The organism is Streptomyces sp. NPDC002276 (assembly GCF_053891435.1).
This window is the reverse complement of the sequence record NZ_JBSFCQ010000024.1, coordinates 53,674-75,701: the sequence shown is the minus strand read 5'-3', so window position 1 is coordinate 75,701 and position 22,028 is coordinate 53,674. Positions and strand designations below refer to the sequence as shown.

Here is a 22,028-nt window from a genome sequence, read left to right as displayed (position 1 = left end):
GCAGGGAATCGTGGGAAATGGGATCTACGGCACGTGTCCGGTCCCGGACGAGGAGGCACCATGTCGACAGCGCAACCCGATGAAGACGCCGAGCGCACCACTCCGGACGCCCTGCTGCACACCCGCACCGGTACCGAGGTGGCCCCGGAGGACGTGGTCCTGGCGGCCGGCCGGGATATCACCCCGGAGAACCTGGAGTGGGCCCGGCGGAGGATCGCCGCGAAGGGGGCGGCGGCGCTCGACGAACTGCTTCCCTAGCCGCCGTACGGGCATCCAGCTGCCGATTGACCGTCTTGTCGACACCCGGTTACCCGTTCACCCTTTCGGAGAAGGCGCTCCGGCTGACAGACTCCGGAGGTGCCCGACTTCGACATGCTTGTCATCGGTTCAGGACCGGGTGGCCAGAAGGCCGCCATCGCCGCGGCCAAGCTCGGCCGCCGGGTCGCCGTCGTCGACCGCCCGAACATGGTGGGCGGCGTCTCCATCCACACCGGAACCATCCCCTCCAAGACCCTGCGCGAGGCGGTGCTGTATCTCACCGGTCTCACCCAGCGCGATCTGTACGGGCAGAGCTACCGCCTGAAGGACGACATCACCGTCGGCGACCTCACCGCGCGGACCCAGCACGTGGTCAGCCGTGAAGTGGACGTCATCCGCAACCAGTTGTCCCGCAACCAGGTCTCACTGTTCGCCGGTACGGGCCGCTTCGTCGACCCGCACACCATCGCGCTGACCGAAGTCACCGGTCACGAACGGCTGTTGACCGCGGAGAACATCATCATCGCCACCGGTACGCGTCCCGCGCGGCCGGACACCGTCGAGTTCGACGGGCAGACCATCATGGACTCGGACAACGTCCTGGACCTGCCCAAGGTCCCCCGGTCCATGGTCATCGTCGGGGCCGGTGTCATCGGCATGGAGTACGCCTCCATGTTCGCCGCGCTCGGCAGCAAGATCACCGTGGTGGAGAAGCGCGCCGGGATGCTCGACTTCTGTGACCTTGAGGTCATCGAGTCGCTCAAGTACCACCTGCGGGACCTCGCCGTGACCTTCCGCTTCGGGGAGACCGTGGCCGCCGTCGAGCGGCACACCAACGGCACGCTGACGGTCCTGGAGAGCGGCAAGAAGATCCCGGCCGACGCGGTGATGTACTCCGCCGGACGGCAGGGCCTGACCGACGAACTCGACCTGGACAAGGCCGGGTTGTCCGCCGACAAGCGCGGCCGGATCGACGTCGACGAGAACTTCCGCACCTCGGTCCCGCACATCTACGCCGTCGGTGACGTCATCGGCTTCCCCGCGCTCGCGGCGACCTCGATGGAGCAGGGCCGTACGGCCGCGTACCACGCCTGCGGTGAGCCGGTGCACCGGATCGACGACCGGCAGCCGATCGGCATCTACACCATTCCGGAGATCAGTTTCATCGGGAAGACCGAGGACCAACTCACCGAGGAGTGCGTGCCGTTCGAGGTCGGTATCTCCCGCTACCGCGAACTCGCGCGCGGCCAGATCATCGGCGACTCGCACGGCATGCTGAAGCTGCTGGTCTCCCCCACCGACCGCACGCTGCTCGGCGTGCACTGTTTCGGTACGGGCGCCACGGAGCTCATTCACATCGGCCAGTCGGTGATGGGCTGCGGCGGAACGGTCGACTATCTCGTGGACGCCGTCTTCAACTACCCGACCCTTGCTGAGTCTTACAAGGTCGCCGCCCTCGACGCGACGAACAAACTGCGGCAGATCGACCGACTCGGCGACTGATCGTTCACAGGAGATTACTCGCTGGTCAATCTTGAAAGGTCAAGAGCTACGGCTATCATCACACCCACACACGGTGTGACCGTCCGCCGACGCAGCGGTTAAGCGGTATCCGCCATTCCCTTTCGTTGTTCCGACCGGCCGACGACCCGAGGCCACCCCTCTCCGGGTCCGGCGCCGGTCCGCTCAACTCCGCACGTCGTGCAAGACGGAAAGCAGCGCAACCATGAGCAACAACAGGGGCAGAGGGCTACAGGCCAACGCCCTCGGCACGTTCGACACCGTGGTGATGGCCGTGGCGGGCAGCGCCCCGGCGTACTCGATCGCCGCGACCACCGCGGTCCTGGTGGGGGCGGTGGGGCTGGCCAGTCCGGCGGCCCTCCTCTACTGCGCGATACCCATGCTGGGCATCGCGCTGGCCTTCAGCTATCTCGGCCGGATCGACGTGAACGCGGGCGCCAGTTACTCCTGGGTGGGGCGCACCCTGCATCCCTTTCTGGGCTTCATCAGCGGCTGGGCGCTGGTGATCTCCGCGACCATCTTCATGGTCGCCGGGTCGCTGCCCGCCGGGTCGATGACCCTGTCCCTGTTCGATCAAAGTCTCGCGGACAACACGGCGTTGTCGACGGTCGTCGGCGCGGCCTGGTTCGTGATCATGCTGCTCGTGGTGCTCGGCGGCGCCCGGCTCACGGTCCGGGCCCAGCTCGTCATGTCCGGTGTGGAGCTGGGGATCCTGGCCCTGTTCGCGGCCCTGGCGATCGTGCACACCGGCAACGCCCGGGTCTTCGACTGGTCCTGGCTGGGCTTCAGCCACTTCGACGGGGTGTCCGGCTTCGCGTCGGGCGCGCTCATCGCCGCGTTCTACTACTGGGGCTGGGACGTCACCAGCAACCTCAGCGAGGAGACCCGCAACAGCCGTCGTACGACCGGACTCGCGGGCCTGATCGGTGTCGGCATCGTGTTCCTGCTGTTCGAGGTGTTCACCATCGCGGTGAACGTCATCCTGTCCTCGCGGCAGATCGAGAGCAACGACGCCAATGTGCTGGCCGTGCTCGGCGACGAGATCTGGCCCGGCTGGGGCGGCAAGCTGCTGATCGTGTCGGTGATGCTGTCCACCATCGCCACCCTGGAGACCACCCTCATCCAGGTCACGCGCTCGCTGTTCGCGATGGGCCGGGACCGTACGATGCCGGCCGCGCTGGGCCGGGTGCACCGCACCTGGAACACGCCCTGGGTGGCGATCGTCGTGGTCGGCGGGGTGGCGCTGGCGATGTTCATCGCCTCCAACGCGCTCGGTTCGGTGGGCGAGATCCTCGCCGACGCGATCTCGGCGATCGGTCTCCAGATCGCCGTGTACTACGGCCTCGCGGGCCTCGCGGTGGTCGTCGCCTACCGCAAGATGCTGTTCAAGTCGGCGGGGAACTTCCTCTTCGGCGGGCTGTGGCCGCTGTTCGGCGCCCTGTTCATGTTCTGGATCTTCGTCGAGTCGCTGAGCAGCCTGAGCACCGCCGCGATCACCATCGGCATCGGCGGCCTCGCCGTGGGCCTGATCCCGATGCTCTGGTACTGGAAGCAGGGCAGCGACTACTACCGGCCGTCGCGGCTCGACGCCACCCACACCGTGGAAACCGACTACGTCCCCGACGACTTCGTGCCCGAACAGTCCCGGGTCCACCAGGGTCTCCCGACGGACTTCTGAGGGGCACCCGATGGCGCGAGACCGCTACACCCCCGACTTCGATCCCGACTGCGGTGACGCGCCGCTCAGTTCGGCCCGGCACGACATCGTCATCGGCCGCTGGCAGGGCCTGCGGGATCTGCTGCGGAACACCGGTGCGCACTGGCTCGCGCGCGGCCACCGCGTCCGGATGCTCGCACAGGCCTGCGCGAGCAGTTCGACGGTGGAGTCGTGGCTCGCCGCCGAGCCCGGCAGCGGCGACGCGCTCACCCTGCGGGCGGCCACGGAGACCGCCCGGGCCTTCAACCTGGCCATCGCGGCGGGCCGGGGCGTGCCCATCGACCGCAACCGCATCGACGCCGCCGTCATGGCCTGCCTCCAGGCCGCGGAGATCTATCCGGACGACCCCACGCCGTGGATCTCCCTGATCTCCGTCGCCCGTCTCTACCCGGCGGGCGTACGACGGCAGGAACTCGCCCGCTGGTGGGACGAGTTGCACCGGCGCGACCCCTACAGCGTCGAGGGCCACCTCCAGGTTCTGCACTACTACTCCTCCCGCTGGCACGGCAGTCACGGCCTGATGTACGACTTCGCCCGCGACGCGGCGGGCGTGGCACCGCCCGGCTGCGGGCTGCCGGTGCTGGTGCAGTACGCGCGGGTCGAGGAGTACCGCTACGTCCTCGACGCGGCCAAGGGCCAGCAGGCCGCCGTAGGACTCGGCCAGCACTGGACGCACGACGGCGCCGTCAGCGACGTACGCCGGACCTGGCAGCGCTGGATCGCGGCCCGCGAGGAGGGAGCCATCCCGCCCGGTGAACTCCGCGACCTCAACTACCTTGCCCACGCGGCCTGTTACGCGGGGACCAAGGACGTGGCGGCGGCCGTGCTCGGCATGATGGGGCGCCGGGCGACATCGACTCCGTGGTCGTACACCGGGGACGCGGAGAAGCAGATCATGAAGTCGCGGAAGGATCTGGGGGTCCGGACCTGACGGCCTACTCGGCGGGCCGCTCCGCCGACTGGGCCAGGCCCGCCGTCCACTTGTCCTCGATCCGGCCGAACTTCCACACCAGCAGGGCCACGGCCCAGGTCGCGAAGAAGAGGCCGACGATGACGAAGCCGATGACGTTCAGGTCGAGGCCCGCGACCCAGTCCCAGAAGAAGCCGTGCAGGTCGAGCTTCTCGGCGAACAGGCCCAGGAGTTCGACCGTGCCGATGATCAGGGCGACGGCGACGGACAGGCCGGTGATCGTGAGGTTGTAGTAGACCTTGCGGACCGGCTTGGAGAAGGCCCAGCCGTAGGCGAAGTTCATGAACGTGCCGTCGATCGTGTCCAGCAGCGACATGCCGGCCGCGAAGAGGACCGGCAGGCAGAGAATCGCGTACCAGGGCAGGCCGGAGGCGGCGCCCGAACCCGCGAGGACCAGCAGCGCGATCTCGGTCGCGGTGTCGAAGCCCAGGCCGAACAGCAGGCCCAGCGGGTACATCTGCCAGGACTTGGTGATGGACTTCATGAAGCGGCCCAGGATGCGGTTCATGAAGCCGCGGTTGTTCAGGTGCTCCTCAAGGGCGGCCTCGTCGAAGTCGCCCGAGCGCATCTGGCGGAACACCTTCCAGATGCCGGCCAGGATGACGAGGTTGATGCCGGCGATGACGTAGAGGAAGGTGCCCGAGACGGTCGTACCGATGAGGCCTGTGACGTCGTGGAGTTGGGAGTTGTCGTCGCGGACCGGGCCCGCGAGTGCCTTCACGCCGAGGGAGAGCAGGAGCGTCAGGCCGAAGACGATGCTGGAGTGGCCGAGCGAGAACCAGAAGCCCACCGACAGGGGCCGCTTCCCCTCGCTCATCAGCTTGCGGGTCGTGTTGTCGATGGCCGCGATGTGGTCGGCGTCGAACGCGTGCCGCATGCCGAGGGTGTACGCGGTGACGCCCATGCCGATGCCGAAGGACTTCTCGCCGACGCTGTAGTGCCCCGGCGCGACGATCCACACGAGGGTGAACCAGCCGATCACATGCAGCGCCAGGATGAAGCCGGCCATCCCGCCGACCCTGGTCCACTCCTGCCGCGTCATGGACGTACGGACGCGGTACCAGACCGACGGCCGCGAGGTCGCGGCCGTGACGGGGAGGGTCGGAGCGGACTCGGGGGCGGCCGTCATCGAGGGGGTCTTTCTGCCGGGGACGAGGTCGCGGACCGCGACCTCGTGCCATCCTCCCGTACCTGCAACCCATTCGCAGTAACGGTCGGCAAAGCCCACGGCAGGTCTTGGTCAAGGGAAGGGAAAATGCGAGGTCAGGACGCCAGCAGACCCCTTCCGAGCCAGTCCTTGGCATCCCGCACGCCGGGCAGCGCGTAGAAGTAGCCGCCGCCCGTCGGGGAGATGTAGTCGACGAGAGGCTCGTCGATCAGCCGGGTCTGGGTCGCCTCGAACTGCCGTTTCACGTCCTGCTGGTAGCAGCAGAAGACCAGGCCCATGTCGAGGTTGCCGACGGTGTCGATGCCCCGGTCGTAGTTGTAGCCGCGGCGCAGGATGCGCGAGGTGTCGGTGGCGGTGGTGCGCGGGTTGGCCAGACGGATATGGGCGTCGAGCGGGATCGCCGTGCCCTTGGGGTCCTTGGCGTAGTGCGGGATGTCCGTCTCCTTGGCGCCGTCCAGCGGGGCGCCGGTGTCCTTGCGGCGGCCGAACATCAACTCCTGCTCACTGAGCGAGACCCGGTCCCAGAACTCGACCAGCATGCGGATGATCCGGATCACCTGGTAGCTGCCGCCGCTCGCCCAGGCGGGCTCGCCCTGTCCGTCACCGACCCAGATCAGCCGGTCGGTCTCGCGCGCGGACTGCACGTCCGGGTTGGCGATGCCGTCCTTGAAGCCGAGCAGATTGCGCTGGGTGCCGGTGGGGCGCGGGGTGTTCTGGAAGCCGTCGATGCGCCACTTGATCTGCATGCCGCCCCGGGTGTGCCGGGCGATGTCGCGCAGCGCGTGCAGCACCGTGTCCTGACGGGCGGCGCACACCTGGAGCGACAGGTCGCCGTGGCACTCGGCGGCGCGCAGGTTGTCGTTCGGGAAGGTCTTCATGGGGGTCAGCCGACTCGGCTTGGCCTTGGCGAGGCCGTAGCGGTCGTCGAAGAGGGACGCGCCCACGCCGACGGTGACCGTGAGGGCGTCGGCGGGAACCTCGGGTCCGAGGATGCCGTTGTCGGCGGGCGGCGCGCCGACACCGAGGTCGGCGGGGGTGCCGCCGGAGGTGAGGAAGCGGGCCCGTTCGGTGATCGTCCGCAGCAGATCGGCGAGTTCGGCCCGGTTGTCGGCGATCACGTCGAGGGAGACGAAGGTCGCGGCGGCCGGGGCGGGGGTGAGGATGCCCGCCTGATGGGTGCCGTGGAAGGGCACCTTCGCCGCGTCGGTGGTGTCCGCGGCCTGCGCCTGGGCCGTGCCGCCGGTCTCGGCGAGCGCGAACGCCCCGCCGGCCAGCACCGCTCCGGCGGCCCCGGCACCGAGCGCCGTCCGGACGAAGGAGCGACGGCCGGCTCCGGCCGGGCAGCCCGGGGTTTCGGCAGTGGACATCGGACGGTTCCCTTCACTACGGCCAGTGCTGTTCGTGTTCTCGGCGCTCATCAGGCGGACTTCCTGATCTCCAGCAGGTCCGGCACCGGGGCCAGGTCCTCAAGCAACTGCCCAGCCGCACCGTTGAGTCGGGCCCTGTCCGGCTGGCTCAGCTGCTCGACCGGGGTCCAACTGCCGCCCTGGTGCGCCGAGTCGAGCAGCTTCTGCAACCGGGCCACCGCGGCGTCGACGGTCGGAAGCAGCGTCGAGGACTCCTTGGTCAGCAACGGCTTGAGTACGGTGAGGAGTTCGCGGGTGCCCGCGAGGTTGCTGTCGACGGTCGCGAGGTTGGTCCCGCTGCCCTCGTCGGTATCGCCGGTCAGCTCGAACTGAAGGGCGTTCTCCAGGATTTCGTGGGCCCTCAACGGGAGGTCACCCGGGTCGAAGTCCTGGGTGGGGAACGCCTTGCGCAACCCCACGACGGCGGTGGTGAGTTGCTGCGCGGGCACCTTCAACTCGCCCGCCGTCTGCCCGTGCCACAGCCCGTACTCGATGCGGTGGAAGCCCGCGAAGTCCTTGTCGTCGACTCCCCCGGCCAGCCCGTCGGCCCGGCCGTTGATCTTCTGGTCGAAGTCCTCGAAGGTTCCGTAGGCGGCACCGAGCGAGGAGTAGGTGCGGTGCGCGGTCAGCCAGTCGGTGCGCGCCTGGCCGAGGTGGTTGCCCGCGATGTCGGCGCTGAGCCGCCGGGTCTGGGTTTCGAGGGTGGCCAGGCCCTGGTCGACGTACACCTTGTAGGCCTTGAGGGGTGCGGCGAGGTCGTTCTCGGAGACGGGGACGACCGCCTTCACCGTCCCGCCCCCGCCGCTGACGCGCACGGTGGCGGAGGTGACGGCCTTCGCTCCGGTGGGGACGCAGCGCCAGGCGTACGATCCGCCCGCGACGGTGGCGACCAGGTCCCGGGTGGTGCCCGGCGCTATGCCCTCGACCTCGCCGTAGACCGCGCCCGAGGCCGGGTCGATGAGGTACACCTCGGACGTCTTGTCGCCGGTGTTGTGCATCTGGAAGGTCTGGCGGCCGGTGTCGGGCGCGGTGAAGCCCTTGCCGCACTCCGTCTCGGAGACGGCGACCGTCTGCGAACTCGCGGGCTTGGGGCGGGCGAGGGCGACAACGAGCCCTGCCACGACGGCGGGTACGGCGACCACGGCGACGGGCACCACCCAGACGGGGCGGCGGCGCGGGGACGACACGGCCTCCGGTGCGGGCGTGGGCTGCAATACCGGCTCCGGCTGCGGTGCCTTGACCCGCTCGCCGCGAACTCCCCCCAGGAACAGCGGCAGGACCACGGCGAGATAGCCGACGTAGCCGACCACCTGGAGCCAGGTCATCGTGGGCATCAGGTTGAACACGCCCTGGATGAGGGTGCTGTACCAGGAGCCGGCGTCGACGCTGCCGCTGAGGTCGAAGGCGTAGGTCGTCAGGCCGGGCAGGACACCGCCCTCCTGGAGGTCGCGCAGGCCGTAGCCGAGGACACCGGCGGCGATGACGATGAGGACGACGCCGGTGGCGGTGAAGAACTTCGTCAGGTTGATCCTGAGGACCCGGCGGTACAGGCCCCAGCACAGGCCCGCCGCGAGGACGAGGCCGATGGCCGCGCCGGTGAGGGGGCCGGAGGACTCGCCGGCCGCGCGGGCGGTGGTCCACAGGAAGAGGGCCGTCTCCAGGCCCTCGCGGCCCACCGCGAGGAAGGAGGTGAGCATCAGGACGCCCGCGCCCATGCCGAGGGCGCCGGTCACCTTCTCCCTGATCTCTCCGGAGAAGGTGCGGGCCGAGCGGCGCATCCAGAACACCATCGCGGTGACGAACGCGACGGCGATCACGCTGAGGACACCGCCGAACGCTTCCTGGGCGGTGGCGGAGAGGTTGGCCGCGGTGAACGTGAGCACGGCGCCGAAGCTCAGCGCGAGGGCGATCGCGGCCAGCACACCCGTCCACACCTGCGGCAGGCGGGACTTGGCATCGGCGCGGACGAGGGTGGCGACCAGGATCGAGACGATGAGTCCCGCTTCCAGTCCCTCCCGCAGCCCGATCAGAAAGCTCGGAAACGCGTCGTCCCACATTGGGTGCGACCCCTCCTGGGTTAGTGAAGGCATGCCTTACTTCGCGGACCATCATGACTACATGCGTGTAGTCCGTCAGTCATGAATCGGCAACGACCGGGCAAAAGTGCGGAACTCCTCGCGGGTCGCGATCGTCTACAGTTGAGTAGACCGTCTACAGATTTGTAGTCAGACACCGGCGAAGGGGCTCACGACGATGACCACACCCTTGGACCTGGCGTCCCAGCTCGCCGTCAACGTGCTGGACGCCAAGTCGCTGCTGGCCGCCTTCGGTGTGCTGGGGGTCGGCGTGGTGATGTTCGCCGAGACGGGGCTGCTGATCGGGTTCTTCCTGCCCGGCGACTCCCTGCTGTTCACGGCGGGCCTGCTCTGCACGGGCGGCGCGGACAGAGCCGTGAAGCTGTCGCTCCCGCCGCTCCTCGTCGCGGCGGCGGTCGGCGCGCTCGCCGGAGCGCAGTGCGGCTATCTGCTCGGCCGGAAGGCGGGCGGCGCGCTGCTCACCCGCAGCCGCTCGACCCGGCTGCACGAAGGCGCCCGGCGGGCCGAGGAGTTGCTCGACCGGTACGGCCACGCGAAGGCGGTCGTGCTGGCCCGCTTCGTGCCCGTGGTGCGGACGGTGCTCAACCCGATGGCGGGCGCGCTCGGGGTGCCCGTCCGGACGTTCACCGTGTGGCAGGTGGTCGGCGGTCTGGCGTGGAGCCTGGGGCTGACGCTCGCCGGGTACGCGCTCGGTTCCTCGGTCCCGAACGTCGACAAGTACCTGCTGCCCATGGTCGCCCTGATCGTGGTCGTGTCGCTGCTCCCCCTCGTCGTCGAGGTCCGCCGCTCCCGCCGGGCGGCCCGGGCGGCGAAGGCCGGGGAGGCGCACGGATGATCCTCGTCGCCTTCCAGGGGTCCTCGATCGACGGCTCGGCCTACGAGGACGTGGTGAACTCGGCGCAGCAGGCGCCGAGTTGGCTGGACGACACGGTCACGGCCTGGTCCACGTACGGGCTCGCGGTGTTCGCCGTGCTGATGCTCGTGGGCTGGTGGCGGGCGCGCCGGGTGGGTGCCGAGGCGGCGCTGACGGCGCTTGCTGTGCCGCTGGTCGTGGTGGCCGTGTACGGGATCGACACCCTGCTGAAGTCGTTGGTGCGGGAGAACCGCCCCTGTCAGAGCCTGCGGGTGGTCACGCTGGAGGCGTGTCCCGCGCGGGGCGACTGGTCCTTCCCCAGCAATCACGCGACGATCGCGGCGGCCGCGGCGGTCGCCCTGTTCTTCGTCTCCCGCCGGCTCGGCGCGCTCGCGGCCGTCGCCGCGCTCGCCATGGCGGTGTCCCGGGTGTGGGTCGGGGTGCACTATCCGCACGACGTCGTGGCGGGCGTCCTGGTCGGCACGCTCCTCGCGTTCGGCGCGATGGTCCTGGTGCGGCGCCGCCCGAAGTCCCTGGTACGGCGGATCACGGCCGGGCGGCTGCGACCGCTGGTGGTGTCATGAACCGCAAGGACGTCGCCGAGCTGGCGGGCAGTGTGGGGGTCGGGGCCTGGACCGCGTTCGGTGTGCTGAGCATGGTCGTGATCGGGCGCGAGGGCGTGCCGCTGTTCACGGACGAGGACCTGCTGTCGTGGTCCGTCGCCCACCGCCCGGACGTGGCGGTGGCGGTGGCACGCGGTGTGTCGGCGACGGGCACGGGCGTCGTCCCGTACGCCCTCGTCGTCCTCGCCGGACTCCTCACCGGCCGCACCGTGCGCCGGCGGCTGCTCGCCGCGGCTCTGGCCATGGCCTGCCTGGCCGCCGGGCAGGGGCTGCGCCACGGCGTGATGACGCTGATCGCGCGGCCCCGCCCGGCGCTGGCCGACTGGGCCGGACATGCCTCGGGCTGGTCGTTCCCCTCGGGTCACACCACGACGGCGGCGATCACCGCCGGGCTGGTGATCCTCGCGATAAGTGTGCGCGCCCCGCACGGACGGACCGCGCTCTGTCTGGCCGTCGGCTGCTGGGGCGCGCTGGTCGGGCTGACCCGGGTGTATCTGGGCGTGCACTGGTTCACCGATGTGGTCGGCGGCTGGCTGTTCGCCGTCGGCTGGCTCGGCGTGTGCCTGTGCGCGGCGGCCTGGTGGCTGCCGGCGTGGCTGCTCGCGGACTCGCCGGACGGAACCGTACCGCCACGGGAGGAGCCCGCGGCCCGGGGTCCCGTGTCGTAGCCGGTCGGCGTCTCGGGTCGGGGTGGGGGCGGTGCCGGGTGGTGGGTGCTGGCGTTCTCCGCGTTCTCCGGGCCGTCCGATGGGTCGAGTTCGAGCTCGAACCAGACCTCCTTGCCCTCCTCGACGAGACGGCTGCCCCAGCGGTGGGCGAGTGCGTCGACGAGGAGGAGACCGCGGCCGTTCTCGCTGTCGGCGTCGGCTTCGGGGAGCACGGCGCTCTCCGACTGCCGGTGCGACGGCCGGGGCAGGTACCGGTGCTCGTCCGCGACCTCGCAGCGCAGGGTGCCGACGCGCAGGGACAGGGTGAGCCGGTATCGGCCGCCGGCGTGCACGACCGCGTTGGTGGCGAGTTCGCTGACCAGCAGTTCCGTGATGTCCGTCAGGTCCGGGAGACCGTACTCGACCAGCCATTTGCGGACGGCCTCCCGGGCCTGGCGGACCGAGGATCTTCCTGGGCCGAGGATCGTGGTGCGGCCCTCGCCCACGGTCGGCAGGCCGCGCGGACGGTCGTTCGGCATGGTCGTTTCCCTTCGGCCCCGAGGACGTTCGGCCTCCGGGGGTGTTCGGCGCGTGCGGTGCGAGGCCGGGTCCGGCACCGGGCCCGGCCTCGTGTCCACCATGCGTCCGCCGTGCCCGTCCGGTCTCGGGGGGAACTACCCGAATCCGCGCGGCGGTTCGTCAACCCGACGCCACGAGGTCCGTCCCCACGAGGTCCGTCTCCATGCGGATCGTCCAGCCGCCGGTCGTCCCGTCGGCGGACCTCATGTCCACGAACTCGCAGACCTGGCGGGTCTCCCAGAGCCCGTCCTCCGGCCGGGTCTCGGGGCCGGGCGGCCTGAAGCCGAGGAACGGGTCGGTGATCCGGCCGCGCGTGGTGCGCAGTTCGCAGACGATCCGCCGAGGGGTCGACCACAACCGCAACAGCGCGCGGTCGCAGCCCTGGGCCGCCGCGTACCCTGTGGCGCCGGACACGGCCCGTCCGAAGCGGGCCGCCGCGTCGGGCGCCATGCCGCGGGCCCGTGCCTGGTCCGCCGCGAACCGGTGACCGGCGGTCAGGTCACCGTCGAGGCCGACTCCGACCGAGTCGACGGGCGGCGCGGGCAGCGGCCCGAGGCCGAGGGTCGCGTACGCGGCGGGCGCCATGAACAGCGGGCTGGGGCGGACGCCGTGCCGGTCCAGTTCCGTCGGATGGGTGTGCCGGGCGGCGTCGACGACGTCGGGCGGTGCGGTCCGGGTGTCGTAGAGGCACATCAGGTCGGGCGGGGCGCCGGTGAACAGTTCGGTGGCCAGGGCCTCGTACCGCTTCCACTCGGGGATCTGGCGCGGTGTACGGCCCTCCCAGACCGGCTCGCCCGCCATGTGGAGGCGGCCTTCGGGGTTCGCGTGGGTGAGGTAGTAGTCGAGGGCGGTGGCCATGCTGTTCGCGGGACTTCCGCGGTACCAGCGCGCGGAGTCACGGAAGTCGACGTGACGGGCGTCGGGGCCGAGTGCGTTCCGCAGCAGGTCCAGTTTGCGTGTGGTGGTGATGGCCACCGGGTCCGGTTCGTCCTCGGCGGCGATGGCCTCCCTGAGGAACGGCACCACCACCGCGAGGAACTCCTCGTCGGACGAGTGGATTCCGGCGTGGTGCTTGATGGGTGGGCCGGACGGGGTGGTTGTCGTGGGTTCTCCGTGTTCCATCGGTGTGCCTTTCTCTCGCTCGATTCACGGCCGTACGGCCCTGCGTGCATCGGCCCAGACGGCGACCTGGCTGCGGGAGGTGAAGCCCAACTTGCTGAGGATGCGCTCCACATGGCCCTCCGCCGTCCGCAGTGCGACCACCAGCCGGTCGGCGATCTGCTGGTTGGTCAGTCCTTCCGCGACCAGTTCGGCGACCTCGGTCTCCCGGCGGGTGAGCGGGGTTTCGGCCGACTGCCGGGCGGGTGACTCCCGTTCGCCCAGTGCGTGGCGCACCGCGTCGTCCGGGGTGAGCGCGAGGCCCTCGCGGTAGGCGTGGTCGAAGGCGGCGCCCAGCAGCGCGCGGGCGCCTTCCTCGGCCTCGGTGCGTACCGGGCCGTGGGACGGGGTGCGGTCGAGGGCGACATGGGCGTCCCGCCAGATCCGCTTGGCCGCGCCCAGCAGCACCGCGGCCGACTGGCCGTCCCCGTCGCGCGCGTGGACCGCGGCGAGCAGTTCCAGCGTCATGCCGATGCCGAACACGTCACCGACCACCCGCTTGAGCCGCAGGCACTCCCGGGCGTGGGTCCCGGCCGACGCCTGGTCTCCCTTGGCCCATTCGGCGAACGCGAGGATGCGCAGCAGGTAGGAGTGGATCCATTGTTCGCCGTGGCTGAGGCAGATCGGCCGGAACTCCTCGCACAGGGCCATGGCCCGGTCGAACTCGCCCTGGATGGCGAGGACATGGGCCAGTTCGACGTACTTGAAGCCGACCAGGCTCATCGACTCGCCCTCGCGCGGCGGTCGGGACAGGGCCTCCTCGTAGACGGCCCGGGCCCGGTCGTAGTCGCCGCTGATCAGACAGGCGCCGCCCCGGCCGAAGAACGTGTGGGCCGCCTCGGCCTCGGCGCCGAGCCGCAGGGACAGCTCACGGGACTCCTCTACGAGAGGTGCGGCCCGGACGGCGTCGCCCTGGCTGAGCAGCATCAGGGCCAGCGACCACAGGGCCCGGGCGCGGGCGACGGTCGGCTCGGGGGCGGCGGCGAGCAGCCGCTCCAGCCAGAACCGGCCCTCCATCAGGGCGCCGGTCGCGAACCAGAAGAACCACAGGTGTCCGGCCAGCTTCAGCCCCGCCCGCACCTCGCCGGGTGTGGTGAGGCAGTACTCCAGCGCGGAGCGGATCGTGTCCGACTCCGTGTGCAACCGCCGTACCAGCTCCGGCTGTTCGGGGCCGAACCAACGCCGCTCGCAGTCCTCGACGAAGTCCAGGCACCAGTCCCGGACCCGGCGCCGGGCCGTCTCCTCCGCGTCGGCGCCGTGCTCGCGGAGCCGGTCGAGGCCGTACTGCCGGATCGACTCCAGCATCCGGTACCGGGCGTGCACGGCGTCGCCGTCGCGGACCAGCAGCGACTTGTCGACCAGACCGGCCACGGCGTCCACCAACTCGTCGCGGTCCAGGCCGGGTTCGGCGCAGACCTCCTCCGCGGCGCCCAGGTCGAAGCTCCCGGGGAAGACCGAGGCGCTTGCCCACACCGCCTGTTCGTCGGGGGTGCACAGGTCGTGGCTCCAGTCGACGGCCGCGCGCAGGGTGCGGTGCCGGGGCAGGGCGTCCTCGTCGGCCGCCAGCAACCGGTGGCGGCGGTCGAGGCGTTCGAGCAACTGCTGTACGCCCAGGGCGCGCATCCGTACGGCGGCGAGTTCGATCGCGAGCGGCAGGCCGTCCAGGCGGCGGCACAGGGCGGCCACCGCGTCCTGGTTGGCGGCCGTGAGCGCGAACCCGGGCAGTACGACGGCGGCCCGGTCGGCGAACAGAGCCAGTGACGGGTACTCCAGTGCGGGCTTCAGGGGCAGCGGCTCGTCCGCCGGAGGGGTCGGCAACGGCTGTACTTCCAGGACGTGTTGGGCGCGGACGTCCAGCGGATGTCTGCTGGTGGCCAGTACGCGCACGCTCGTCGTCCCGGCGAGGAGCGTCTCGACGAGCCGGGCGCACGCGTCCGCGAGGTGTTCGCAGTTGTCGAGGACGAGCAGCGACTCCCGGTCCTGGAGGTGGTCGACGAGGACGCGCTCAGGTGAACGTCCGGACACGTCACGGATGTTGAGCGCCTCGATCAGCGCGAGCGGCACCAGTGACGCGTCCCGCACACCGGCCAGGTGGACGAGGTGCACCCCGTCGGCGAACGCCCGCGCCAGCCGGGGCACCGCGTGCAGCACCAGCCGGGTCTTGCCGACTCCGGCCGTACCGGTCAGGGTCACCAGTCGATGGGTGGCCATCAGGCGTCTGACCTCGGCGGTCTCCTGGCGCCTGCCGACGAAGCTCGTCGTCCTGACGGGCTGTCCGGTGTACGCCCCTGTCACGGATACCTGCGCATTCGGTCCCGCCTCCGAAAGTGGTACGCCCGGTGCCCGCCCGCCATGGCCTCGTCGCGCATGGGCTTCAGGAAACTCTAGAGGCGAGAAGCGGACGAAGCGCCCTCAGCCCGGCATTGCCGGTTGAAGGCGCCTTTCCGACGGAATACGTACGGAGTCTGTTCCCCGACGATCACCAATGGATCATCCGTGCCAGGCCGGACCGTCGGGTCAACTGCCGCCCAGCCGAACGAGAGCGGCGGTACCGGCCCGAGGCAGCGACACCGTCAGCCGCCCATCGGCCGAGTCCCACTCCACCCCGGCATCGGCGGTCGCCGGATACAGCACCACGGGGTCGACAAGAGCGCCGCGCAGGTGGGGGACGGCGAGCGCGCGGTCCACGGCGCCGTCCGACTCCCGACTCCCGCCGCCAGACGGTCACATAGGTGGCCTTGGTGCCGCGGAGCCCGTGCGCGATCCACTCGTCGTCCCAGCCGGGCAGGCCAAGCGGCCAGAACGGGTGCGCGGCAGCGATCTCGTCCAGGTTCTGGTCGGGCTGGGGGTAGGCCCACACTGCGGCTTGCTCGGGTGCTGCGGCGGTGCCGGCCGAGGCGGCGATGGGCGGGTAGCGCAGCGGGTCCTGCTGGTCGCTGGTGGACTGGATCTGCGCTACGGCGAGTTGGGCGTAGTCCATGCGCAGGCCGCCCGATCCGCAGTTCTCCAGGACCAGTTGAGGATGACGGTCGAGGAGTCCGGCCATCCAGTCGAGGTGGGCACGATGATGCCCAAGCAGTCCGGCGGCCGGGTGCCGCAGGTCCAGATGGTGCCGACCGTGTTCGGTGACGCGCAGCCCGCCGCGCCGCAAGAACGCCTCTGGCGGCAGAGTGTGCGCCAACGGGCTCCGGACGCCGACGGAGTCCCACCAGCCCTGGGCGTCGTCGTCGTACCAGCCCGCGTCGATCACGAACACCTCGGCACCGGCGCTCGCCGCCGCCTCGATGAGCGGCAGGAGCCGTTCGGTGGTGGGGTCGCCCATCAGGGTGTTCATGTAGTCGTTGTAGATCACCGGGAGTTGACGATGGTCGGGGTGGTCGCGTCGGATGCCGCGGCGGTGATCCGTGATCGTCCCGAAGGCGGCGTCCAGGCCACCGTTCTCCGCGCGGACCATGACGGCCGGGACGGTGTGGAACTCCTCGCCGGCGGCCAGGGTCTGCTGCCACTGGTGGTGGGCGTCGTCGGGCCCGAACAGGGCGACGTAGGCGGCGCCTTCGCGCTCTCCGGTCTCGAAGCGCCAGCCCGCGCTGGACTCGATCTGCCACAGCCACGCCCCGCCGTCGCGGTCGGTGAGCACGGCGACCGGCAGATGGCGCTCGGTGGACCAACTCCCCTGCGAATACCGCTCGAAGCAGCCGCGACCCTCATGCCCGTGCGCGGACCGGCTCAACGGCACGACCTCGTCGCGGAACCGGGCCCAGCGCCAACGGCACTCGGCGAGCCAGCTGTTGTCCGCCCAGTGCAGGGTCAGGCCGTCAACTCCGTTGCCGGGATCGGAGATACCGCCGAGCGTCAGGGTCGTCACGCTCTCCAACCGGACCGGTTCGACGCCCTAGTTGACCAGCCGTACCCGCGAGCGCAGGAAGCCCGAGCCGATGGCCGTCTCGATGAAGCGCTCCCCCGACCACAGACGCCCGTGCCCGGTCGCGGCCACCTCGACGAGCGGCACCAGACGGGCCCAGTCCTGACCGGGCGCTCCCAGCCGGACCGCTCCGGCGGCATCGACGACGGCGTGCAGCCCGAGCGTCGGATGCGACCAGACCCGGGACGGCTCGGTTGCCGCTACGGCACTGGTCAACGCGTTCTCCGCTTCCGCCCGGACAGTCTCCCTCAGGGTGCGACGGTCGGCCCGTCCGGGTGACTTTGGCGCTGTGCGACCATCTCGCGGGTCAGTGCCTCGGTCTCCGGTTCCGGCAGCCGTTCGAAGCCGTCCTCGGTGATGACCGAAACGATGGGGAAGATACGGCGGTTGATGTCGGGGCCGCCGGTGGCCGAGTCGTCGTCGGCCGCGTCGTAGAGGGCCTGGAGCGCGGTCAGGGCCGCGTCGCGCCGGGACATGCCCTGGCGGAACAGCTTCTTCAGGGCGCCCCTGGCGTACGGGGAGCCGGAGCCCTCGGCGTGGAAGTCCGGTTTCTCGTAGGTGCCGCCGACGACGTCGAAGGTGAAGATGCGGCCCTTGGCTCCCTCGGGGGCGGTGGGGTCGTAGCCGACGAGGAGCGGTACTACGGCGAGGCCCTGCATGGCCTGGCCGAGGTTCTGGCGGATCAGGCCGGCGAGGCGGGTGGCCTTGGCGTTGAGGGTCATCGGGATGCCCTCGATCTTCTCGAAGTGCGTCAGCTCGACCTGGTACAGCTTCACCATGTCGACGGCGAGGCCGACCGTACCGGCGAAGGCGACGGCCGTGTAGTCGTCCGCGGGGTGCACCTTCTCCAGGTCGCGTTGCGCGATGACGTTGCCCATGGTGGCCCTGCGGTCGCCGGCGATCAGTACGCCGTCGCGATAGGTGAGCGCCAACACTGTGGTGCCGTGCGGGAATTGGCCGTCCCTCGCGCGGACGCCGTCCGGGAAGGGGCGGCGGGTGGGCAGCAGCGTGGGCCGGTGCGCGGCAAGGAAGTCGGTGAAGGACGAGGTTCCAGGAGTGAAGAACTCCTCCGCAAGTCGGCCGTCGTTCTCGTTCCCTGCCATGCAACTCCCCCTAGCCCGTGGGTCGACAACGGTCTCCTACCTGAACCGGTGGGACGGGAAACGCCGTTCGGTGTCAGAGGTCCTTGCGGCGGACCAGTACCCCGAGCACCAACAGGCCGGGGATCAGCGGCAGCCACACGGTGAGCAGGCGGTAGCCGAGGACGACGGACGCGGCGGCCGACGCCGTGGTGCCCGAGGCGGTGAGGGCGAAGACCAGGGCGGCGTCGAGGGAGCCGATACCGCCCGGGGTGGGCAGCAGGGCGGCGGCGCTGCTCGCGGCGAGATACAGCAGCGCCACCCGGGCCGGGGACAGCGGCAGTTCGACGGCCTGCGTGACGCAGATCAGCACCAGCGAGTGCAGCGCGGCGAAGGCCAGTGAGCCGCCCCAGAGTGCCACCGCCCGCTGCGGCCTGGCGTGCACGGCCCGGATGTCGGCCAGCACCGCCACGAGGGCACGCCGACAGCGGGGCCACAGTGGGCAGTTGAGCAGTACGGCCACCAGCGCGACGACCGTGAGTGCGACGCCCACCACACCCATGGAGATGTGCGGGACGCGCAGCACACCCGGACAGGCGGTGGCGAGGACGCCGATGAGCACGATCCGGACGACCACGCCCGCGGTCGCCTTCACGGCGAGGGCACTGGCCGAACGGCCGACCGGCAGGCCGCAGCGCATCAGGAAACGCAGGTTGACGGCACCGGCGCCGAGCCCGGCGGGCAGCACGTGGTTGGCGGCCGACGCGGCGAACTGCGCGGCCACCAGGCGTCCGCCGGGCAGCCGTTGGGGCACCGCGCCCTGCTGGGCGAGCGCCGAGGACACCCAGGTCCCGAACGCGGCCGTCCCGGCCACCAGCAGCCACCCCTGGTCGGCGACGGCGAGTTGCCCGGCCCCGCTCGCGAGCACGGGCCAGTGCCGGCGGAGGAGACAGACCACGGCCACGAGAACGCAGAGCGTCAACGCGCCCTGCCAGTAACAGTGTCGGCGCCGGGTGCCGGTCGTCGCGGTCAGTTCGGGAGGTGCCGTCATGCGCCTCCGCCCGTCTTGGTGGTGGGAGCGACGCGGATGTCCAGTGTGCCGTAGTGGTGGACGGACCAGTCGTGGGCGTACGTGGGTGGGCGGCTGCCGGCCGGTGTGATGTCGGCGACGGGCATACGGCGGGCGGTGCGGTCGATGGCGGTCCGGCTGGTGTCGGCGTTGTGGCCCCCGGTCGCGGCGGAGGCGCAGCCCGTGTAGAAGGCGATCGGGATGGCGTCCTGCCCGGTGAGCAGGCAGGGTGTGCGCACGCCGAGGCGGTGGAGTTCGGCGGCGGTGCGGGACCAGTCGCGGTGCTGGGCGTTCGCGCGGCTCACCGTGCGTTCCAGGACGGCGAGTTGGACCGCCAGATGCCCGGCGAGTCCGACCGCGAGCAGGGTCACCGTGACCCGCCGCCATGCTCCGGTCGGCCTGGTGACCAGGTGGACGAGTGCGTCGGCGACCGGGATCGCCACCAGCGCGTAGGTGGGCAGCAGGAAGCGCGGGGCCGCGTAGCCGATCATGAAGAGGTACGGGAAGGCGGCCGTCGCGGCGCAGGCGAGCGGCACGAGGGTGGGCGCGGTGCGCCGGGCGCGGACCGCGACGACGAGTCCGGCGACGGCGAGCACGGGCAGCACGAGCCACCAGACGTCGACCGCCGGGTTGGGCATGGCACTCGTGCAGGGGCGGCACAGGGCGCGTCCGCCCAGGCTGCGCAGCTGGTCGGTGATCGCGAGGTGCCAGCCGAGGCCGCCCTCGATCGCCGAGGCGTCGTGCAGCCGCTGCCCCAGACCGCCGTAGCTGACGTACGCCTCGACCACCCACTCCACGGCGCCGGACGCGAGCCCGGCGAGGAGGACGGTGAGCAGCCGCCAGTGACGGGCGAGGAGACAGAGCGCGAGGAGGGGCAGGGTCGCCCACACGGCGTCGGTCGGCCGCATCCACGCCATGAGGGACGCGCTCGCCGCCAGACCCCACAGGGTCGAACGGCCGGAGTGGTCGGTCCCGTCGGCGCGGGCCCGCAGGAAGCAGCCCGTCGCGGCCAGGGCGGCCGCGGCGACCCAGTAGTTGGGCATGGCCTGCGGGCCGTAGAAGAGCGTCACCCAGAGGGAGGCGAAGAGGGTGCCCGCCAGGGCCAGGACGCGTACGGGGAACAGGGTGCGCCAGGTGCGGAGCGCGAGGAAGAGGGCGAGGCCGGAGAGGGCGGCGAGGTAGACGCGCAGCAGGGCGGTGGACGAGGACCAGGAGGTGATCGGTGCGACCAGGAGGGAGATGCCACGGGCCCGGGGTGCGCTGAAGAAGGCGGCGGGGGCGTGCGCGCTGATCTGGCTGACGTACACGGTCTCGTCCCAGCCGAGGCCCAACCCGGGGCGTACGAGCACCAGTTGTGCCACGGTGAAGGCAGCGGCCACCAGCGCGAGGGGGTACGTCGCCGAGCGGCCGGACGCGGTCGGCGCGCCGAGCCGTCGGATCCCGGCAAGTGTGGCGTACGTGCTGCCGGACATGGCCCACCCTCCCCCCTACGGTTTGTAGGGTTACTGGCACCCTACAGCCTGTAGGACTGGAGACGGGGGCCGGGGGAAACATGGACAAACTATCCCGCCGCGGGTGTGGTCGGGGTCTGGAATTCACCTCCTTCGTGCAACGACCGCGGGCGGCCCGGGCGGACGCGGGGGCGTTTCACCGCTGTACGTCGGCCACTTCGGCGTCGGCCGGAGGCTCGATTCCGTGCGGCGGGGCAGGCCCGAACGGGCGAACGAGCCACGCTTCAGCCGGTGCTCCATTTCTGGTTGTCCCCGCCGGTGCAGCTCCAGAGTTGCAGCTCCGCGCCGTTGGCCGTCCCCGCGTCGGTGACGTCGACGCACTTGTCGGCCTGGATGTTGACCAGATCGTCCGCGGCGGTGAGCCGGAACCGCTGGGCTCCGGTGCCGTTGCAGGTGACGAGCTTGATCCACGCGCCGTCCGTCCGCGAACCGCCGTCGACGTCCATGCACTTGCCCAGGGCGCGGACCGTTCCGTCCGACGCGAACCGCCACTTCTGCCGGGCGGCGCCCGAGCAGTCCCAGATCTGGAGGCGGGTGTGGTCCACCGGGTTGCCTCCGGTCACGTCGACGCAGCGGCCGGAGCCGTGACCCCGGAGCAGTACGCCCTTGGCAGCGGCGGTGGCGGAATCGGCGGCCGGGGAGGAACTCCCGGACGGCGCCCCGCCGTTCTTCGTACCGGCCTTCGCCGTGGCCTTGGCTTCACCGGTGTTCTTTCCGGATGCCGATGAACCGGGCTTCGGGGTCGGCTGCCGGGTGGAGTCGGCTTCGAGTGCGGACGATTCACTCGACGGCGAGGCGGAGTCGGACGAGTCGGTCGTGTCCTCGTTCTGTCCGCCGCTCCGGACGGTGTCCGATCCGCCGCCGGCCGCCGAGCGTCCCTTGCCGTCGTCGCCGTCCATGAGGAGCAGGGAGCCGGTCAGCAGGACGACGCCGGCAGCGGCTGCGGCGGCTGCAACGAGCAGCATCCTGCGGCGCTGTGCGGGTCGGGGCACGGACGGGCTCGGAGCGGCCGTGATGTCGACGCGACGGTCGGTCCCGTCCCCGGCCGGGGCGTCGGTACGCCCGCCTAACCTGCCGGTGTCCGGCACGCGTTCGGTGAATGCCGCGAACTCGGCCGCCACCGCGGACATGGGCGGCGGGGACGCGGGGCCGGGGTCGGAGCCGGGAGCGGGGCCGGAGACGGGAGCGGGGCCCAGCGCGGCAGCGGCCTCGGCGATCGCGGAGGGTCCCTTCGACCGGCGGGGCAGCGGCCCGGACAGGGGTCGGGACCGGGGCAGGGGCCGAGGCAGGGGCTGCGAGGTGGCGTCGGGCTGGTCGGTCCGGGCCGTGGCGTCCTCCGCCGTCGGATCCTCGGAGGAGGCCGTCATGTGGTCCTTCCGGTACGGGGTGGTGGTTTCCTGCGCGGCCGGTACGACGTCGAGGTGTCGAAGACGTCGTGGCCGTCCGTGGTC

16 protein-coding genes and 2 pseudogenes are annotated in these 22,028 nt (G+C 71.0%); 7 read left to right on the top strand and 11 right to left on the bottom strand.

All coding sequences use genetic code 11. From position 1 onward, the window contains the following. Positions 1-60 precede the first annotated feature (60 nt). The 4 genes from ACWIHT_RS41010 (at position 61) to ACWIHT_RS40995 (ending at position 4,427) form a co-directional block, all read left to right on the top strand. Complete coding sequence (locus tag ACWIHT_RS41010) at positions 61-258, top strand: hypothetical protein (RefSeq protein WP_456173662.1); 198 nt, start codon at positions 61-63, stop codon at positions 256-258. A 99-nt stretch (positions 259-357) separates the two neighbouring features. Then, positions 358-1,761, top strand: a complete 1,404-nt coding sequence (gene sthA, locus ACWIHT_RS41005; RefSeq protein ID WP_456173661.1) for a Si-specific NAD(P)(+) transhydrogenase — start codon at positions 358-360, stop codon at positions 1,759-1,761. 223 nt (positions 1,762-1,984) lie between these two features. After that, on the top strand, positions 1,985-3,457 hold the full coding sequence (locus tag ACWIHT_RS41000; RefSeq protein ID WP_456173660.1) for an APC family permease: 1,473 nt from the start codon (positions 1,985-1,987) through the stop codon (positions 3,455-3,457). Positions 3,458-3,467: 10 nt separating this feature from the next. Next, positions 3,468-4,427 carry a hypothetical protein gene (locus ACWIHT_RS40995; protein WP_456173659.1) on the top strand — a complete coding sequence of 320 codons (960 nt, stop codon included), beginning with the start codon at positions 3,468-3,470 and terminating at the stop codon, positions 4,425-4,427. 4 nt (positions 4,428-4,431) lie between these two features. Here the strand turns inward: ACWIHT_RS40995 and nicT are convergent, their stop codons facing one another. The 3 genes from nicT to efeU all read right to left on the bottom strand — a co-directional run bounded on the left by nicT (position 4,432) and on the right by efeU (position 9,097). After that, positions 4,432-5,595: a Nickel transporter NicT gene (gene nicT, locus ACWIHT_RS40990; RefSeq protein WP_456173658.1), complete on the bottom strand. Its 1,164-nt coding sequence runs from the start codon at positions 5,593-5,595 to the stop codon at positions 4,432-4,434. A 134-nt stretch (positions 5,596-5,729) separates the two neighbouring features. After that, positions 5,730-7,001 (bottom strand): iron uptake transporter deferrochelatase/peroxidase subunit, encoded by a 1,272-nt coding sequence (efeB, locus tag ACWIHT_RS40985; RefSeq protein WP_456173657.1) that lies wholly within the window; start codon positions 6,999-7,001, stop codon positions 5,730-5,732. Positions 7,002-7,051: 50 nt separating this feature from the next. After that, entirely contained in the window at positions 7,052-9,097 is a 2,046-nt protein-coding gene (gene efeU, locus ACWIHT_RS40980; RefSeq protein ID WP_456173656.1) for an iron uptake transporter permease EfeU, read from the bottom strand. Positions 9,098-9,293: 196 nt separating this feature from the next. On the opposite strand from efeU, the gene ACWIHT_RS40975 reads away from it, so the two are divergent. From ACWIHT_RS40975 to ACWIHT_RS40965, 3 genes are read left to right on the top strand one after another with little or no spacing between them, the layout of a single operon-like run. After that, complete coding sequence (locus tag ACWIHT_RS40975) at positions 9,294-9,971, top strand: DedA family protein (RefSeq protein WP_456173655.1); 678 nt, start codon at positions 9,294-9,296, stop codon at positions 9,969-9,971. Further along, positions 9,971-10,573, top strand: a complete 603-nt coding sequence (locus ACWIHT_RS40970; protein ID WP_456173696.1) for a phosphatase PAP2 family protein — start codon at positions 9,971-9,973, stop codon at positions 10,571-10,573. The genes ACWIHT_RS40975 and ACWIHT_RS40970 overlap by 1 nt, the downstream gene beginning before the upstream one ends. Further along, positions 10,570-11,280, top strand: coding sequence for a phosphatase PAP2 family protein (locus ACWIHT_RS40965; RefSeq protein WP_456173654.1), 711 nt, complete (start codon positions 10,570-10,572; stop codon positions 11,278-11,280). The genes ACWIHT_RS40970 and ACWIHT_RS40965 overlap by 4 nt, the downstream gene beginning before the upstream one ends. 110 nt (positions 11,281-11,390) lie before the next feature. On the opposite strand, the pseudogene ACWIHT_RS40960 reads toward ACWIHT_RS40965, so the two are convergent. The 8 genes and pseudogenes from ACWIHT_RS40960 to ACWIHT_RS40925 all read right to left on the bottom strand — a co-directional run. Continuing rightward, positions 11,391-11,798: pseudogene (locus tag ACWIHT_RS40960) on the bottom strand (ATP-binding protein); the annotation flags it as partial. Positions 11,799-11,958: 160 nt separating this feature from the next. Beyond that, entirely contained in the window at positions 11,959-12,960 is a 1,002-nt protein-coding gene (locus tag ACWIHT_RS40955; RefSeq protein WP_456173653.1) for an anti-sigma factor RsbA family regulatory protein, read from the bottom strand. A gap of 24 nt (positions 12,961-12,984) precedes the next feature. Then, positions 12,985-15,291, bottom strand: coding sequence for an ATP-binding protein (locus ACWIHT_RS40950; protein WP_456173652.1), 2,307 nt, complete (start codon positions 15,289-15,291; stop codon positions 12,985-12,987). A gap of 222 nt (positions 15,292-15,513) precedes the next feature. Beyond that, positions 15,514-17,134: pseudogene (locus ACWIHT_RS40945) on the bottom strand (alpha-galactosidase). A 32-nt stretch (positions 17,135-17,166) separates the two neighbouring features. Beyond that, on the bottom strand, positions 17,167-18,021 hold the full coding sequence (prcB, locus tag ACWIHT_RS40940; RefSeq protein ID WP_456173651.1) for a proteasome subunit beta: 855 nt from the start codon (positions 18,019-18,021) through the stop codon (positions 17,167-17,169). 73 nt (positions 18,022-18,094) lie between these two features. Continuing rightward, positions 18,095-19,048 carry a lysylphosphatidylglycerol synthase transmembrane domain-containing protein gene (locus ACWIHT_RS40935; RefSeq protein WP_456173650.1) on the bottom strand — a complete coding sequence of 318 codons (954 nt, stop codon included), beginning with the start codon at positions 19,046-19,048 and terminating at the stop codon, positions 18,095-18,097. Next, the gene (locus ACWIHT_RS40930; RefSeq protein ID WP_456173649.1) at positions 19,045-20,538 is read right to left on the bottom strand and encodes a hypothetical protein; all 1,494 of its coding nucleotides are present in this window, start codon (positions 20,536-20,538) and stop codon (positions 19,045-19,047) included. Before ACWIHT_RS40930 ends, ACWIHT_RS40935 begins: the two co-directional genes overlap by 4 nt. Before the next feature lie 263 nt (positions 20,539-20,801). After that, positions 20,802-21,944, bottom strand: a complete 1,143-nt coding sequence (locus ACWIHT_RS40925; RefSeq protein ID WP_456173648.1) for a ricin-type beta-trefoil lectin domain protein — start codon at positions 21,942-21,944, stop codon at positions 20,802-20,804. Positions 21,945-22,028: the final 84 nt, after the last annotated feature.